Raw genomic sequence first — 16,266 nt, 5'->3', positions numbered from 1 at the left:
CTTATTTTGTGCCCAGTGGCTGTTTACATGAGCGGAAAATTACTCCAACTCCTACTGAAGTGATTATAAGTCTTTTTCATAAGGGGAAAGTGCAAAGGTCGTCGAGGCATACTGATAGCATGACACCACTGAGCAATTTTACTTTATGACAAAAAAACACGTTTTCGGTTTTACCCAAAAACGTGTTTTAACCTTTTATTCATTTTCCTGGCTTTTCCTAACTTCAGCCTGATCCTTTTGAACGTCTTTACCATTCTCCACTTTCAAATCAGTCGAGGGTTCGGTATTTTCCTTATCCTTTTTAGCCCGTTCTTTTTTCAGTTCGAAATAAGTATCCATAATCTCTTCACCTATCTCTTTACTCATGCTGTGGCCTGTATGTCCTTGGTATGCCCACGGTACAACGACCGCAAAAGCTACCTCCGGATTTTTGGCTGGGGCATAGCCAACAAGCGTGATGTTCATCGTATCTTGGGGCTCGCTATAATCCAACCGGTTCGGGCCGTCATAGAATGCTTGCGCCGTCCCGGTTTTAGCTGCCACTGTATACGATTTATTCCCAAAATACTTATAAGCCGTTCCGCCTTGTTCCATCGCCACTTTATCGAAACCGCTCTGAACACGTTCAATCCACTCTTCCTTCATATCAAGACGATTAAGGACAGTCGGTGAAACATCTTCTGCAACAGGTCCCAATTCCTCGTTATTATCAACTGGATCGCGGATTTCCTTGACCATATGCGGCTTCATGCGGTTACCGCCATTCGCAATGGCTGAAACATATTGCACGAGCTGCATGGGTGTGTACGTATCATACTGTCCGATAGCCAGGTCAAGCAGCTTACCTGGAGATGTTTCGGAACCTTTGAACCCGCTCATTTCATTCGGGAGATCAATCCCCGTGCGGACACCCAAGCCAAACTGGGCAAATGAATTCCGCATGGTCGAAAAGGCACTGGAACTAACATTCAATGGCTCATTCGGCACATAATGCGCACCTGCAATATTAATTGCCGTTCTGAACATATAAACGTTCGAAGAAACCTTCAATGCTGTCAAATCATTTATGTTCCCGAAGTTACTATATGAACCTTTGGGCTTTGTACCTTTGATTTTCAACTTCGTATCATAAAAGTACGTACCCGGCTGGATCGCACCTTGCTGATAACCGGTTAAAACGGTAGCGCCTTTTACAGAGGAGCCCATCGTATAGGAAGTCGTGATATTCCCTAATGCAAAGTCCTCTATGGAAGATTTCCCTGTTTTCGGATCCTTCTCATATTTCTTGCCGGCCATCGTTAAAACTTCCCCTGTATAAGGATCCATCATAACGACAAAGGCCCTGTCCAAGAATTTGGTGTTACCCATTTTTTTCTTGGCGATCAATTGCTTTTCAATGATTTCCTCTGTTGCAAGCTGTAAATCCATATCTATTGTCAATATAAGATCTTTTCCTCGCGAACCTTCGGTAACCACTTCGGAATCGACGACATTTCCTGATTTATCGGTCACATTCCTTACTTTCGCTTTCTGCCCTTGGAGGATATCTTCATATTGCGCCTCAATATAACTCTTACCTACACGGTCATTCCGGCTGTAATCACGTGCAAGGTAGTAGTTCAGGCTTTCACTGGGCAACCCTTCTTCAGATGAGGAAACTTTACCCAATACAGATTTAAGTGTTTTATTATATGTATAAAAACGATCCCAATCTGTAGATACATCGACCCCTGGGAGAGAATCAAGGTTTTCACTCACCTTGGCGAATTCTTCTTTTGTTACTTTCTTGTTTTTCACAATTTGCGGGGTAAGGGCATATCCGCTTGCAAATTCCCTGTAGATGGCAAGGACTTCCAGATCTTTTTCCGAAAGCTTTGTTTCTTCTTCAGTAATCCGATCAAGCTGAAGCTTATACAAATCACTTTCTTCCATCTCGCCCTCTTCCACTTTTTTCCGTTCTTTATCCGTAATCTTTTTCTCGGCCAGCTTTGGATTTTTCAAAATCCAAAAATCCTTTTTATCGCGCTCAGTCACTTTGTCTGTTTCCTTTTCGATCAACTTCGCGAGTTTCTCGGCCGTTTCCACCATTTCCGTTTGTTTCGTACCTTGCTTTCGTGTATATGTAATTGCATCCAGTGGTTGGTTATCGACCATCATTTTTAAATTCCGGTCATACATTTTCCCACGGGGCACCGAATTATTCACGGTCACTTCCTCTGTTCTTTCAATCTCACGCCGGTAATCATCACCATAAACAATCTGTACAACACCCAAGCGTAAAATTAAAGCGGAAAACAAAACAAACACTAAAAAGAAAAGAATATTCAATCTGAAAGGCACATGCGTCTTTTTCTTTTTCTTTTTATTCACACTAAGCCACACATCCTTTTTACATAGTCATAATAGGTCCTATACTATTCTATAGAACATTTATATTTTTTTCTACCTTAGTGTTCTAGAAATATTAAACAACTAACGAACTTTACATAAAAAGTGACTTACGGCTCATAAATCCTAAAACCGTAAGTCATGTACATTGAAAAGAGGCCGCTAAGGCCTCTTTTCAATCTTGGTCAATGATATCGATTTTCCGTACAAACCAATATATCACGGTATGCCCTGCACCGACGATTAACAGATAAATCGGCAGTAATTGCTCTAGGTCGAATAACATGACGGAAATTATGAATCCTGAAATGGATACAATCCTTCCAATATGAACGAACAGTTCCCTGACAACGATATATTCAATCCTCATTTCCGCTGCTTTCCAAGCGCGGCCTATAATGTCATAAGTCAATGATATATAAGGTACCAAAAGAATTGGATAAGCGGTAGCGACAATTGCCCCATAAATGAGAAGCTTCCCGAATGTGATATCAAATGCAATCAATAAGACCCCTGCATACAACAGGATTCCTCCAATAAGAATTGCTTTTTTTCGCATCGGCTGTTTTATATACCGTGAAGCTAAAAAATACGCAACGAATGATATGGCCGAATTTAACAGTCCATAGCTCCCTAATGCAAGTTCACTTTCCGTCTGAATGAAAACGATAATCGAAATGATGAACATGAATGTGCCCTCTCGTATCCCTTGAAAAAAGTGAGCACGAGTAATCAAGAGCCAATTCCGATTATTTTTCCGTTCCTGCAATATCCGAAGGAAACAGTATCTGCCATGCGCTGGACGTCTTTTTAACGAAAAGCTAAGAAACACCGCAACGGAAAACAAAAGCAAAGACAATCCGAATACAATGGAATAACCCGTGAATTTTTCTAGCCTCGAAATGATGAACCCTGAAAGAATCGGACCGACCATTCCCCCAAATGATGATAGAATCCCTAAAAAACCATTGAAGAAATCTCTTGTTTCCGGTTCAGTTATTTCAAAAGTCAATACATTATAGGCAAGCCAATAAAACCCATAACCGATTCCTAACAGTCCTCCAAGCAACCAAAGGAATTCTGTAGCCCGTGTGCCGACCAATAGGACTGATAAATAAAATAGGGCCAAAAAGATAACACCCAGACGCAAAACAATGATTCGATCAACCTTTTTCGCCAGCCTGCCAGCAAAGACAAAAGTCAGCGGTTGAAATAGCACCACGGTTAGATTATACACGGCAATATCAACAATTTGACCGGATTGTTTCCACAAGTACACATTAACGAATGTATTGGATAAAGCAATACTTAGGCTGTACAGCCCGCCAATAAACAAAAGGAGGTGCAGATCCTTCTTCCCTCCCGCTTCACCCAACCATCTCTCTAAAATACCCATTGTTTTAACTCTCCTTTAAATTCCACTCTAGTGTTTGAAAAAACAAAAGAATTTATGTGAAAAAAGGTAAAGAAAACTCTTCGATTGGCGAAGACAGAGAAGTAGTTGCACTTACACTGTTTTCCTTTTGAACTTGAAAAAAATAAACAGTGTAAAGAAAACTCTTCGATTGGCGAAGACGAAGGGGATGTTCATGAATTTGGAGTGTTTACTCGTGAATTTCGGGCTTTTACTCGTGATTTTGTGTGTTACTCGTGAATTCGGGCTTTTACTCGTGAGTTTGTGTGTTACTCGTGAATTCGGGCGTTTACTCGTGAGTTTTGAGTGTTTACTCGTGATTTTGAAGATTTTATTCGTGAGTTTCGAGATTTCACTCAGGAATTTGAGCGTTTACTCGTGATTTTGTGTGTTTACTCGTGAATTCGGGGCGTTTACTCGTGAATTCGGGGCGTTTACTCGTGAGTTTTGAGTGTTTACTCGTGAATTCGGGGCGTTTACTCGTGAGTTTTGAGTGTTTACTCGTGAATTTGTGCGTTTCTCTTATATTTGCAGCTTTTACTGCTGAATTTCTTGCACTTCTTTTGGCGAACAGCAATACGAGTTGCCTTTATATTGTTTTTCATTAATTTTCCCTTTCGGATAAAAGAAACGAAAAAAAAAGACAGGATTCCTTTTCACATAAGGAATCCTGTCTTTTTTAATTACAAATTATTTTGCAGCACTGTAACGTTTTGCAACTTCATCCCAGTTTACAACATTCCAGAAAGAATTGATGTATTCAGGACGGCGGTTTTGGTAGTTTAAGTAGTAAGCATGTTCCCAAACGTCCAATCCAAGAAGCGGTGTTTTACCTTCTGATAATGGATTGTCTTGGTTCGGTGTACTAGTTACTTCTAACTCGCCATTGTTGACTGCAAGCCAAGCCCAGCCAGATCCAAAACGAGTAGTAGCCGCTTTAGCAAACTCTTCTTTAAAGCTGTCAAAGCTTCCGAATTTTGAAGTGATAGCATCCGCTAATTCACCAGTTGGTTGTCCGCCGCCGTTAGGTGAAAGGATTTCCCAGAATAAAGAGTGGTTAGCATGTCCGCCACCATTGTTGCGTACAGCTGTACGAACAGCTTCAGGTACTGCATCAAGGTTAGCGACGATTTCTTCAACGCTTTTGCTTAGAAGTTCTTGGTTGCCTTCTAGCGCATTGTTCAGGTTTGTCACATATGTGTTGTGATGTTTAGTGTGATGAATGTTCATTGTTTCTTTGTCGATGTGCGGTTCTAATGCATCATATGCATACGGTAATTGCGGAAGTTCAAAAGCCATAATAAAATTCCTCCCTATGTAAGCTGTTTTTTTGAGGGCTTCAGTTCTCGAAAGATACCTAAAGCTCGCTAGAAATAGAGTATCAAATTTTTGTAACCGTTTCAAACCTTATGCCTCAAATTTTCATTTTTCGATTATATTTCCTATGAGAATACCACGAATATAAAATATCCAATCATCAGAAGTTGAATGATGCCTTTTGTGATTACGCTGCTTATAAAGCCTATAACGGAACCAAGGCCGATTTTTGAAGCAGTGACCAGGTCTTTTTTATGTACAATTATCTCAGCCAGGAATGCCCCGATGAAAGGACCTATTAGTATTCCGACGAACGGAATCACGAATGGCCCGACCAGAAGCCCGATCGTACTGCCCCAAATCCCCGCTTTCGTGCCGCCATACTTTTTGACCCCGACCATATTCGCTATATAATCAGCTGCAAATAAAAGGATGACGAATAAAATTTGGACCGTCCAGAAAAACCAGCCAAATGGTTCAAAAGAATAAAATAGTCCATATAACAATATTCCGCCGAAAATGAACAAAACACTTGGGATGATTGGAAAAATCAGACCGACAAATCCCATTATGAACATGAGGGTAATTATTATCCAAAATAGTGTATCCATAACTAAACGCCCCTTTCTCAAATCATTTATGATTTGACTTTATCTCTCCATAATTGCCTCATTACTGATGATTGAAACCAATGAAGTGGAATACAGGTTGTTTTATTTTTCCCATATAGTTAAAATTGGTTAGGAATCTTATATAGTTAGGTGCTGAAAACATTGAACATATTCAAACAACTTTGGGTAAGCTTATATTCTCCTAAAGATATCGCTTCCTTTCAAAACCAAGGTATCGGGAAAACGATTTTATTCGTTTTCTTTATAAGTCTCATCGCCTTTCTCCCTTCAGCTTTTTATTTCGGTACAATGGTAGCTGACGGGATAGATGCCATGCACGAAACAGTATCCGAAGACTTACCGCCATTTGAAATCAAAAATGGCACGTTGACGACTGAAAAAGATGAGCCATTTAGCCTGAATAAAAACGGCTATCAAATTTTTGTAGATGGCACGGGAACCTTGGCCCCGGAAGAAGTAGCTGCAAAAGCTGATGAGGCTGTCGCGCTTTTAAAGTCTGATCTGGTTTTCGTATCCGGAGGCAACGTGCAATCCTCTCCATATTCAGTTCTGGAGGGAAATAATCAGGAAATATCCACTTGGCTTGATTCAGTGGAATCTGTGCTGCCAATCATCCTTCCATTGCTTCTACTTATATTATACCTGTTTACTGCTAGCGGAATCTTCATTAAAGTGACAATCCTTGCCGCTTTCGGTCTTTTTTTCAAAAATGCTCTTGGCCGTCCTCTTTCCTATAGGCATCTTTGGAGAATCAGTGCATACAGCATAACGCTTGCCACCATATTTTTCACCATCATGGATGCTTTTCAAGCAATTGTACCATTCGCTTCCATCATTAGTTGGTTTGTGACATTGATGATGTTATATTTATCCATTAAAGAAACATCAGCCAATAAGATCGGAAATTGAATTAAAAAGATTCGAACTCATACTATAGGCAAACTTGATTCTCATCGGGTTTGCCTACAGTATTTATGGGTTTGTAAAATTCGAACGTTGATTGGAACGTAGGACACTGACTTTCCGCTGGCGGTCCTCTTTGCTCCCGCGGGTTCTATCAACATGTTAAATTTAGATAGAACTCATTAGCCTCCAAACCAAGATCCGACGCACCTGTTCCGGATCTTTTTGCTTTTGTATAAAATCGATTAATCCGTGCCTTTCCGCATATGACTACAGTAATCATTTTTTTATATCTACTTAATTCGACAAAATACTCACCAAGTTATTCCTATACTTATGTTTGAAATAGTATTTAAGAGGTGATAGACGTGAAGGAGAGTCATATTGATGTACAGTGGTTGTTACTCATAATGGAGGCAAAAAAGATCGGCCTGACCCCAAAGGAAATTCGCTCCTTTCTTAGCACACATTCAAATATTAAGGATGTTCCTCAATAACCAAAATAGATATGAATGGTCAATCTCACATTCCATTTTAAAAAACCGCCCATTTTTAGGCATATTTTTTGTTCCCTCCAAGTATGATGAATTAAAGACAAGCTTGGGAGGATGGAAAATTGAAACGGCTACTGCTTTTTATCTCATTCTGTTTCACTTTATTCATTATTTATTTTGATTTGACTACTGGTACCCTGCCGGCTTCCCATCCACCGGCCTCTACAGGCGAACCGGCCGTGCCGGCCAGCCAGACAGCATCCGCACCATCTGCCGCTTATAAAGAAATCACCATGAAACCCGGGGATACCTTACTCTCCATTGTTGAAACGGAAAAAGACGGATCCAATCAGCCAATCGAAACGATCATCGCTGACTTTCAAAGTTTGAATGAAGGATTGAAACCCGAAAATATGCAGATTGGCAAAACATATAAGATACCCGTTTATAAATAACTGTCAAAAGGGATCTGCGCCTTCACAAGAACCATTAAAGTGGTTTTCCAAGCATCAGGTATATCCTGAAATAGGAAATATCTCATATTGAAAAAAGATTATGCGACCTATTTCCTTGTCAAGCGGTATGTACATTGATACAATATTTCAGAGAAGCAAATTAAAAATCAAAACTGATTTTTTCCTAAAGGAGAGAATTCCACTTGAGTGAAATCATACATCGCACCAAGACGCGGCCAATTAAAGTCGGAAACTTAACGATTGGCGGCAATAATGAAGTTATCGTACAAAGCATGACAACGACAAAAACACATGATGTTGAAGCAACGGTTGCAGAAATCCTTCGTCTTGAAGAAGCGGGATGTCAAATCGTACGTGTCGCCTGTCCGGATGAAAGGGCAGCTGATGCAATTTCTGAGATAAAAAAACGGATAAACATCCCTCTAGTAGTCGATATTCATTTCGATTACAAACTTGCTCTGAAGGCCATTGAAGGCGGAGCGGATAAAATCAGGATAAATCCTGGTAACATCGGACGCCGTGAAAAGGTTGAAGCAGTCGTAAAAGCTGCAAAGGCTAAAGGAATCCCAATCCGAATCGGGGTAAATGCTGGTTCTCTCGAGAAGAAAATCATCGAGAAATATGGCTTCCCGACTGCTGATGGAATGGTGGAAAGTGCTTTACACCATATCAAGATCCTGGAAGACCTCGATTTTCATGACATTATCGTTTCCATGAAAGCTTCCGATGTCAATTTAGCCATCGAAGCATATGAAAAAGCTTCAAAAGCATTCGATTATCCTTTACATCTTGGAATTACGGAATCAGGAACACTGTTCTCCGGGACCGTAAAAAGCGCTGCCGGACTAGGTGCCATCCTAAGTCAAGGTATCGGGAGCACGATGCGTGTTTCCTTAAGTGCCGATCCTGTCGAAGAGGTGAAGGTGGCAAGGGAGCTTCTAAAAGTATTTGGCCTTGCGTCTAACATGGCCACTTTAATTTCCTGCCCTACTTGCGGCCGAATCGAGATTGATTTGATTTCCATCGCCAATGAAGTTGAAGAGTACATCCAGACGATTAAAGCACCAATCAAGGTATCAGTGCTTGGTTGTGCGGTAAACGGCCCTGGAGAAGCCCGTGAGGCTGATATCGGCATTGCCGGGGCCCGAGGTGAAGGTTTACTGTTTAGAAAAGGTCAAATCGTACGTAAAGTGCCTGAAGAGACGATGGTCGAAGAACTGAAAAAGGAAATTGACAAAATCGCTGAAGAGTACTATGAAAAACAAAGAGCCGAAGCTGCTGTAAATAAATAAAACAAAAAAATCCCGAATTTTCATTCGGGATTTTTTTGTTTTATTTGAAAAACCCTTTGATGCATAATGACATCAAAGGGTTTAATGAAGCTAAAAGAACGGCAGGATGAATATGGCAACGATGATGGAGACTGCACCTATGCCAATGGCCCAGGTACCCAGGTTCGACCCTCGGCTTCTGGCCACTATTCCTACAATGATACCTACAATCCCTAAAATGAAAGGCATCATGAATAACGATAAAATGGAGATGATCAATGATATGACACCAATCGCTTTTCCTCTTGATGCCACATCCCCCGAACCATTATCCTCTGCAGGTTCATCATTTCTATATGACCCGATTCGCTGAGGTGGTGTTGAAATCTCGGCAGACGTTTCTTCCTGATACCGGTTATCCATATTGGTTATGGACCCACGACTCTCATATCGTCTGTCATCTTCAGGAGTATCTTCATTATAATACCGTTCATGATGCTGATCATCCACAACGGTTGGTTCACTGCCCTCTTTCGCCAATTGCATTTCATCGTCGATACTGGAGTATTGATCTTTTTCCATCGCGCATCCCTCACTTTCGTTTGTGAAGCATTTATAGTGTATGTAAAAATTGCAGAAACCATCGTGAAAATGGTTTCATGTCTTGGAAATAAATACGGGTTTTTACCAAAGCTCTGAGGGGATATGTTACACTATTACAAGTATTGAAAATGAGGAGAGATTCATCATGAAAAAACGTTTTGGCATCGATATAGACGGGACTGTCACAAGACCTGATTCCATGGTCCCCTTTTTAAATAAAGCTTTTCAGCTGAATTTAGCTTATGAAGACATTACCGAATATGACTTATTCCCTTTCGTGAATGTTCCAAAAGAGGATTTCACTAAATGGTTCATTGAGACCGAACCACTCATCTATTCCGAATCATTATTGGCTGAGGGTGCGAAAGATGTATTGGAAAAATGGACAGAACAAGCCAACCTTTATTTCATCAGTGCCAGGAGCACCCGTCTATTGGATGTAACGAAGGATTGGTTCACGACTAATCAAGTCCTATATGATCATATAGAACTTGTAGGTTCACATGATAAGATTGCTGCAGCCAAAAAATTCGAAGTCGATCTCTTTTTAGAGGACAAGCACGATAACGCAGTGGCGATTTCGGAAGAGTGTAAAATACCCGTGATTTTATTTAATACCCCCTACAACCAAGATCCTGTGCCTGAAAGGGTGATACGGGTCAACAATTGGCAAGAAGCCTCAGCCTGGGTGAATAATTGGATGTCAGGGAAAGTGGCGAGTATAAAATGAGACAAGAAAAAACCATTGACTGGAGGTCAATGGTTTTTATGCTTCCAAAGATACGCTACATGCGGGACAGCGTCCGTAAATTTCAAATTTATGCCCCGAAACATCGTATTCCTTCAAGCTTTCCTGAAGTTCCTGCATCGGGCACAGTTCGATTTCTTTCGTTTTTCCACAATTCAAACAGATGAAATGGTGATGGTGGGAAGAATGACCGCATGTAAAACGAAAACGCTTTTCCCCTTCCAACTCGGTCGCTTCAAAGATGCCAAGTTCGACAAATAAGGAAAGGTTCCTGTAAATCGTATCGAAGCTTAATCCTGGATAATCCTGCTTCATATTCTCCAATACATCTTTGGCCGTTAAATATTTATCACTGGAAGAGAAAAGCTGAAGCATTTCTTCCCTCTTTCCTGTATGCTTAAAACCTTTATCTTTTAAAAGTTGCATCGCAGTAGTTACGTTCAAAATACATCACCCCATCTATCGATTTTTCCACTTATCAAACAAAATTGACAAGATGAGAATTAGTACAGCTATTATTACAATGGTCCCACCAGGAGCGAGGTCAAGGTTGTATGATATGAATAATCCGCCAATGACAGAAACTTCACCGAATAATACCGAATAACCGATCATTTGCTTAAAGCCCTTCGCAAAGCGAAGACTAGCTGCTACCGGGAGCGTCATGAGCGAAGAAACAAGTAATATGCCAATGATTTTCATGGAAGCCGCAATGACCAGTGCGACCATGACAATAAAAATAAAATGTATCGCTTTATACGGTATTCCAGACGCTTTGGCATGCTCTTCATCAAAAGATAACAGAAATAATTCTTTATATAATAAGGTAAGCATCAAGGCTACGACTAACCCCACTGCCAAAATGACATACAGGTCCGCCCGGCTGACGGCACTGACACTGCCGAATAAATAACCATATAAATCGGTATTGAAACCATCTGCAATGGATATGAAAATGACACTAAGACCCATGCCTCCGGACATTATGATCGGGATTGCAAGCTCTTGGTAATGCTTGTACACCCCTCTTAATTTTTCAATGAATAATGAACCACCTACAGAAAACGCCATTCCAATATAAAGTGGATTCAATCCTGCTAAAGATAGAAAGCTCTTCTGCAGCAATAAACTAAACGCTATACCAGCAAGCGCTACATGACTGAGCGCATCGGAAATCATCGACATCCGCCTTACCACGACAAAAACGCCCACTAATGGCGCAATCGCTCCGATGATGATTCCGGTCAAGAATGCGTTCTGCAAAAATTCAAATTGCAATATCCCCGATATCATTGGGCTATCCTCCAAAACATATTAATGATCATGATTTAAAAATTGGACCCCATGTCCATAGATGGACGAGAGCTCACCTTCATCCAATTCATTATATTCACGGGCATCCCCATGAAAATGAAGCTTTTTATTCAAGCAGGCGACATGCGTGACTTTATCGGTCACAGTACCAACATCATGTGTTACTAAAATCAGGGTTATTCCTAATTTTTTATTCAACATCTCAAGCATTTCATAAAATTGATGGACGTTTTTTGAATCAACGCCAACCGTAGGTTCATCCAATATCATCAATTCCGGTTCGCTGACCAGTGAACGGGCAATGAATACCCTTTGCTGTTGGCCTCCGGACAATTCCCCGATATTACGGTTCTGATATTCAAGCATATCCACGGATTCCAGAGCCTTCTTCACCTTTTGCTTATCTTCTTTGCCTGCAAACTTAAACAAGCCAATTTTTTTGGTCAAACCGCTCTGAACCACTTCAAAAACAGTGGCAGGGAATCCTGAGTTGAAGGAATTCGCCTTTTGGGAAACGAACCCGACCTTTTGCCAATCTTTAAAGCGTCGTATGTCTTCCCCGAATATTTGAATTTTACCCTTTTGGAGCTTAAACAGACCAAGCAACAACTTCAAAAGCGTTGACTTACCGGATCCATTCGGCCCGACGATAGCTAAGAAGGCCCCTTTGGGAATTTCAAGTGAAACATGTTCCAGCACTAGATCTTTTGTATATTTGTAAGATATATCTTCAAATTTAACTATGGGGTTTACTACATTGTCCAAAGAGATCACCTATTTTTTAAGAATCATTACGATTAACAATCGTTAGTATAAATCAAAGAAGTCCAGTTGTAAAGAATCCGGTCTTCTTAACATGTGCCGATACACCCCGAAACACAAAAAATGTCATCTGAACCAATTTACCGTAACCAAAACGAAGTTTCATGTTCACATCCGCCGGCCTCCTTCATATGTTTTAACAAAGGAGGAGATCGTTTGAAATTATTTGAAATGATGGTCAATCATAAAATCAACAATATACGCCCCGGTGAACTGCTTTCCCTTGCTAAACAGCATAAGGTTGCACTCACTCAAAAACAGGCACAGGATATCACTGTACTTCTAGCCGGTAAAAATATTAACATTTTTGATATACGTCAAAGACAGAACGTACTTGGTCAAATTACAAAAGTTGCCGGTGCAAGCACAGCCAGGGAGATAGAATCCCTCTTCAACAACCTTACTTCCACTTTTTAAAGATCTTATGCCTGTTGCTATTTGAGCATACTTAATCCAAATACAAAATGAAAGGACGATTCATCTTCATTTCAATGAATCGTCCTTTTCTATAATGATTATTGTTGGAACCTGATCTTTTCCAATAAATCTTCTTCAAATTGATTATTCTTGAACATATCAATTTCGAATTTATAAGGTGCCCTTTTGTCTTTTTTGTCTTCCCCTACATAAGGTGTTTCCAGGATTTTCGGAACAGTGCTTAATTGAGGATGGTGCACAATATCATTCAGCGCCTTAAAGCCAATATGACCAAATCCAATGTTTTCATGGCGGTCCTTACGGGCGCCGCGTTCGTTTTTGCTATCGTTTATATGAAGGACCTTGATACGATCAACACCGACCAATTTATCGAATTCATTCAGTACGCCATCAAAATCCTCGATGATGTTATATCCGGCATCATGAGTATGGCAAGTATCGAAGCATACCGATAATTTTTCATTATGGGTTACACCATCAATGATCATCGCCAGCTCCTCGAAAGACCTGCCACATTCAGAACCTTTACCCGCCATCGTTTCAAGGGCAATCTGAACTTTATCGTCGGCAGTCAGCACTTCATTCAAACCCTCAATGATTCTCTTGATCCCCAGTTCACTGCCTGCACCAACATGAGCACCTGGATGAAGTACGATTTGCCTTGCACCAATCGCTTCAGTCCGGTCGATTTCGCTGCGTAAAAAGTTGACTCCAAGCTCATATGTGGCTGGATTCGTGGTATTTCCTATGTTAATGATATATGGAGCATGGACTACGATATCGCTGATTCCATTCTCCTCCATATGCAGTCTTCCGGCTTCGATATTTAAATCCTCGATTTTTTTACGTCTTGTGTTTTGAGGGGCCCCTGTATAGATCATGAATGTGTTGGAGCCATACGAAGCCGCTTCTTGACTCGCAGCAAGAAGCATACCTTTCCCGCTCATTGAAACATGCGATCCAATCTTCAGCATCTGATTTCTCCCCTATTTCTTTCTCTGTATACGACGTTCGCGTTTTTTAAAGTTTTCCACATCTCGTTGAATTTTCTTCTTGTATCCTGGCTTAACTTTAGTTGGCTTCTTGACGTGCCTGCTCGCTTTAACATCAATATCAGATTTTTGTTTTTTACGGTTTTTTCGTTTATTACGTTCGTCGATATCAACCCAATCACCATTTTGGATATCGGCATCACGGAACTGAATGCCCATTTTTTCAAGGCGGTTCAATGAATCTTCATCGGAAGTATCGTATATGGTAGTGGCAATGCCTGAATATCCTGCACGAGCGGTCCTACCCGTCCTATGGATATAAAAGTCCAAGTCTGAAGGCAATTCATAGTTAATGATATGACTTACACCTTCAATATCGATTCCACGGGAAGCCAGATCTGTCGCAACGATGAATTGATACTCCAAATCATTGATTTGCTTCATCATTTTTTTACGCTCACGAGGCGTTAAATCCCCATGAATTCGGCCGACATTCAATCCTTTTTCGCTCAAGGAATTAGCCACATGATCCGCCATTTTCTTTGTGTTCGTGAAAACAATCGCCAAATATGGATTATAACGAACGATGATATCATGAAGTAACTGCTCTTTGTTACGGTGGCGAAGCGGTATAAGAACATGTTCAATTTTCGAAGCTGTCGCTTGCTTGGGATTTACTTGAACATACTTTGGATTCTCCATATATTTATTCAAAAACGGCTTCAATTTTTCTGGAATGGTTGCCGAAAAGACAAGCATTTGAATTTTTTCAGCCATACGTGATGCAAATAAATCGACATCTTCAATGAATCCCATGTCTAGCATAAGGTCCGCTTCATCGACTACAAGCATTTTAGCTGTATACACCTGTAATGCCTGAGCTTCAACCAAGTCCTTGATCCGGCCCGGGGTACCAATTACCAATTGTGGCTGTGTCTTCAATTTATCTATCATTCGCTGTTTATCAGTGCCACCGATGAAACAACGGACTTGAATCTGCTCATCCTCAGGGAAATGGTCAGCAATTTTCAAAGCTTCTTTGTAGATTTGGTTCGCTAACTCACGGGTTGGTGCGGAAATAATCGCTTGAACCTCATTTTTACCAGCATCAAGCCTGTTCATGATCGGCAGCAAATAGGAATGTGTCTTGCCTGTACCTGTTTGCGACTGGCCAATTAAGCTACTTCCCTTTAAAAGCGACGGAAGCACGCGCTCTTGAATTTCCGTCGGCTTATCGAACCCTAAAGTACGAACCGCATCTAGAATGTAGCTTTTCAAATTAAATCGTTCAAATTGATTTTGTTTCATCAAAAAACTCCTTTATCCTGTCAGTCATTAGACATGTCCTGTTATTATAATAAATTTTACACAAAAAGCGCAAGCGCCTGGGTTGCTCGTGAAGAAAATAGGGATTGCCCCATAATGGTCAGGCCATCTACTTTTTTCCCTGTGACCCATTTACTTAAATCACAAAAGCGCATGCGCTGAGGTTAGTTCTCTTAAAATGGACTCTTGCAAACGAAAAGCCCCTGTCCTGGTCATAGCGTATCCCCCGCAGACATGGAGCTAAAAAGACTACCGTTACCATCTTACCTTCTTTCCGGTTACTTCACAACTGCCCAGTCACTCTTTCCTCAAACCTTTTCTGCCGAGTTGCATAATTTATATAGAAGAGTACATCGCATATAAAAACTGAGGAGGTGAAACCTATGTTCCCAAATAGAAATCGTCAACCCGGACCCGGTTTTCAGCCACCCAATGGCCGAGGGATGCAGCAGCAGCCTGCTCCTTTCAGACAGCCGCGGCAAATTCCCCATCCTTATCAGCAGATGCAGAGGCCGATGGTCCAAAACAGACCGCAGAGGCCACAGCCACAGGGACCTCAAGGTTTCCGAGGCCCTTTCTCCCAACCGCAGCGGCAGGAAATGCCGCCAGCAAAGAAAGAGGGGCTATTGTCAAAAATACTCGGTAAGTCGAAACAAAAAGGAGCTTCACCCAATTTGTTTGCGCCAGCCGCTTCCACTAACAAAAGTTCTTCAAGAAGCAGCGGAGGCGGTATTTTAGAAACATTAAAAAACCCCGATTCGCTTAATAATATGCTTTCCAACACGCAAAAAGTGTTGCAGGCCGCGGAACAATTCACGCCTATGGTGGAACAATACGGGCCAGTGATTAAAAATCTGCCTTCCATGTGGAAAGTTTTCAGGAGCATATCATCAGCCGATGAGACCAAGGATGCGGGAGCTACCGTTGAAAGCGGGCCAAAGGTTGAGGAACAAAAAAGCAGTGAAGTAAAAACAGATTCGAAGAAAAAAGATAAAGCTAAAGAAGCTAGCCCCATCGCCCAAGTTCGTACCGAAACGAAAAGGGAAAGATCATCCGGACCCAAGCTTTATATATAATGTCTGCAAAAATTTTTCCAATAACTGATTTTATGTAAATATGATGTTTTGT

17 protein-coding genes are annotated in these 16,266 nt (G+C 41.1%); 7 read left to right on the top strand and 10 right to left on the bottom strand.

The window, feature by feature from the left end; genetic code table 11:
* Positions 1-195: 195 nt before the first annotated feature.
* From ACFRAK_RS11725 to ACFRAK_RS11710, 4 genes are all read right to left on the bottom strand, one after another.
* Positions 196-2,370 (bottom strand): peptidoglycan D,D-transpeptidase FtsI family protein, encoded by a 2,175-nt coding sequence (locus ACFRAK_RS11725; protein ID WP_387705475.1) that lies wholly within the window; start codon positions 2,368-2,370, stop codon positions 196-198.
* Positions 2,371-2,563: 193 nt separating this feature from the next.
* Positions 2,564-3,784 carry an MFS transporter gene (locus ACFRAK_RS11720; RefSeq protein ID WP_387597987.1) on the bottom strand — a complete coding sequence of 407 codons (1,221 nt, stop codon included), beginning with the start codon at positions 3,782-3,784 and terminating at the stop codon, positions 2,564-2,566.
* 708 nt (positions 3,785-4,492) lie between these two features.
* Positions 4,493-5,101, bottom strand: a complete 609-nt coding sequence (gene sodA, locus ACFRAK_RS11715; RefSeq protein WP_053346971.1) for a superoxide dismutase SodA — start codon at positions 5,099-5,101, stop codon at positions 4,493-4,495.
* Positions 5,102-5,244: 143 nt separating this feature from the next.
* A complete protein-coding gene (locus tag ACFRAK_RS11710; RefSeq protein ID WP_394571768.1) occupies positions 5,245-5,730 on the bottom strand; it encodes a DUF456 domain-containing protein in 486 nt (161 codons plus the stop codon).
* Between the two features lie 162 nt (positions 5,731-5,892).
* Between ACFRAK_RS11710 and ACFRAK_RS11705 the strand changes: the two genes are divergently transcribed.
* From ACFRAK_RS11705 to ispG, 4 genes are all read left to right on the top strand, one after another.
* Positions 5,893-6,660 (top strand): DUF1189 domain-containing protein, encoded by a 768-nt coding sequence (locus ACFRAK_RS11705; protein WP_387597993.1) that lies wholly within the window; start codon positions 5,893-5,895, stop codon positions 6,658-6,660.
* 353 nt (positions 6,661-7,013) lie between these two features.
* Positions 7,014-7,151 carry an anti-repressor SinI family protein gene (locus ACFRAK_RS11700; protein ID WP_387708231.1) on the top strand — a complete coding sequence of 46 codons (138 nt, stop codon included), beginning with the start codon at positions 7,014-7,016 and terminating at the stop codon, positions 7,149-7,151.
* Positions 7,152-7,270: 119 nt separating this feature from the next.
* Positions 7,271-7,603 carry a LysM peptidoglycan-binding domain-containing protein gene (locus tag ACFRAK_RS11695; protein WP_260284709.1) on the top strand — a complete coding sequence of 111 codons (333 nt, stop codon included), beginning with the start codon at positions 7,271-7,273 and terminating at the stop codon, positions 7,601-7,603.
* A gap of 212 nt (positions 7,604-7,815) precedes the next feature.
* Positions 7,816-8,916, top strand: coding sequence for a flavodoxin-dependent (E)-4-hydroxy-3-methylbut-2-enyl-diphosphate synthase (ispG, locus tag ACFRAK_RS11690; RefSeq protein WP_387598220.1), 1,101 nt, complete (start codon positions 7,816-7,818; stop codon positions 8,914-8,916).
* 90 nt (positions 8,917-9,006) lie between these two features.
* Here ispG and ACFRAK_RS11685 read toward each other — a convergent pair whose 3' ends face one another.
* Positions 9,007-9,477, bottom strand: a complete 471-nt coding sequence (locus ACFRAK_RS11685) for a DUF4190 domain-containing protein (RefSeq protein ID WP_387597996.1) — start codon at positions 9,475-9,477, stop codon at positions 9,007-9,009.
* A 166-nt stretch (positions 9,478-9,643) separates the two neighbouring features.
* On the opposite strand from ACFRAK_RS11685, the gene ACFRAK_RS11680 reads away from it, so the two are divergent.
* Entirely contained in the window at positions 9,644-10,228 is a 585-nt protein-coding gene (locus ACFRAK_RS11680; RefSeq protein ID WP_394571766.1) for a 5' nucleotidase, NT5C type, read from the top strand.
* Between the two features lie 36 nt (positions 10,229-10,264).
* Here the strand turns inward: ACFRAK_RS11680 and ACFRAK_RS11675 are convergent, their stop codons facing one another.
* Genes ACFRAK_RS11675 through ACFRAK_RS11665 form a run of 3 tightly spaced genes read right to left on the bottom strand, consistent with a single transcriptional unit; the run spans position 10,265 to position 12,325 of the window.
* Positions 10,265-10,690: a Fur family transcriptional regulator gene (locus ACFRAK_RS11675; RefSeq protein ID WP_214806778.1), complete on the bottom strand. Its 426-nt coding sequence runs from the start codon at positions 10,688-10,690 to the stop codon at positions 10,265-10,267.
* 15 nt (positions 10,691-10,705) lie between these two features.
* Positions 10,706-11,539 (bottom strand): metal ABC transporter permease, encoded by an 834-nt coding sequence (locus tag ACFRAK_RS11670; protein WP_137019139.1) that lies wholly within the window; start codon positions 11,537-11,539, stop codon positions 10,706-10,708.
* A 21-nt stretch (positions 11,540-11,560) separates the two neighbouring features.
* Positions 11,561-12,325, bottom strand: a complete 765-nt coding sequence (locus tag ACFRAK_RS11665) for a metal ABC transporter ATP-binding protein (protein WP_387598003.1) — start codon at positions 12,323-12,325, stop codon at positions 11,561-11,563.
* 213 nt (positions 12,326-12,538) lie between these two features.
* On the opposite strand from ACFRAK_RS11665, the gene ACFRAK_RS11660 reads away from it, so the two are divergent.
* Positions 12,539-12,799, top strand: a complete 261-nt coding sequence (locus tag ACFRAK_RS11660; RefSeq protein ID WP_260284714.1) for a DUF2624 domain-containing protein — start codon at positions 12,539-12,541, stop codon at positions 12,797-12,799.
* Between the two features lie 98 nt (positions 12,800-12,897).
* On the opposite strand, the gene ACFRAK_RS11655 is transcribed toward ACFRAK_RS11660, so the two are convergent.
* Both ACFRAK_RS11655 and ACFRAK_RS11650 read right to left on the bottom strand, forming a co-directional pair.
* Positions 12,898-13,794 carry a deoxyribonuclease IV gene (locus ACFRAK_RS11655; RefSeq protein WP_387598007.1) on the bottom strand — a complete coding sequence of 299 codons (897 nt, stop codon included), beginning with the start codon at positions 13,792-13,794 and terminating at the stop codon, positions 12,898-12,900.
* A 12-nt stretch (positions 13,795-13,806) separates the two neighbouring features.
* Positions 13,807-15,120, bottom strand: a complete 1,314-nt coding sequence (locus ACFRAK_RS11650; protein WP_098369785.1) for a DEAD/DEAH box helicase — start codon at positions 15,118-15,120, stop codon at positions 13,807-13,809.
* A 401-nt stretch (positions 15,121-15,521) separates the two neighbouring features.
* On the opposite strand from ACFRAK_RS11650, the gene vrrA reads away from it, so the two are divergent.
* Entirely contained in the window at positions 15,522-16,214 is a 693-nt protein-coding gene (gene vrrA, locus ACFRAK_RS11645; protein ID WP_387598011.1) for a VrrA/YqfQ family protein, read from the top strand.
* The last annotated feature ends 52 nt before the right edge of the window (positions 16,215-16,266 follow it).

The organism is Peribacillus sp. NPDC056705 (assembly GCF_043656335.1).
The sequence above is the reverse complement of the archived record's forward strand: the minus strand, read 5'-3'. Positions and strand labels throughout refer to the sequence as shown.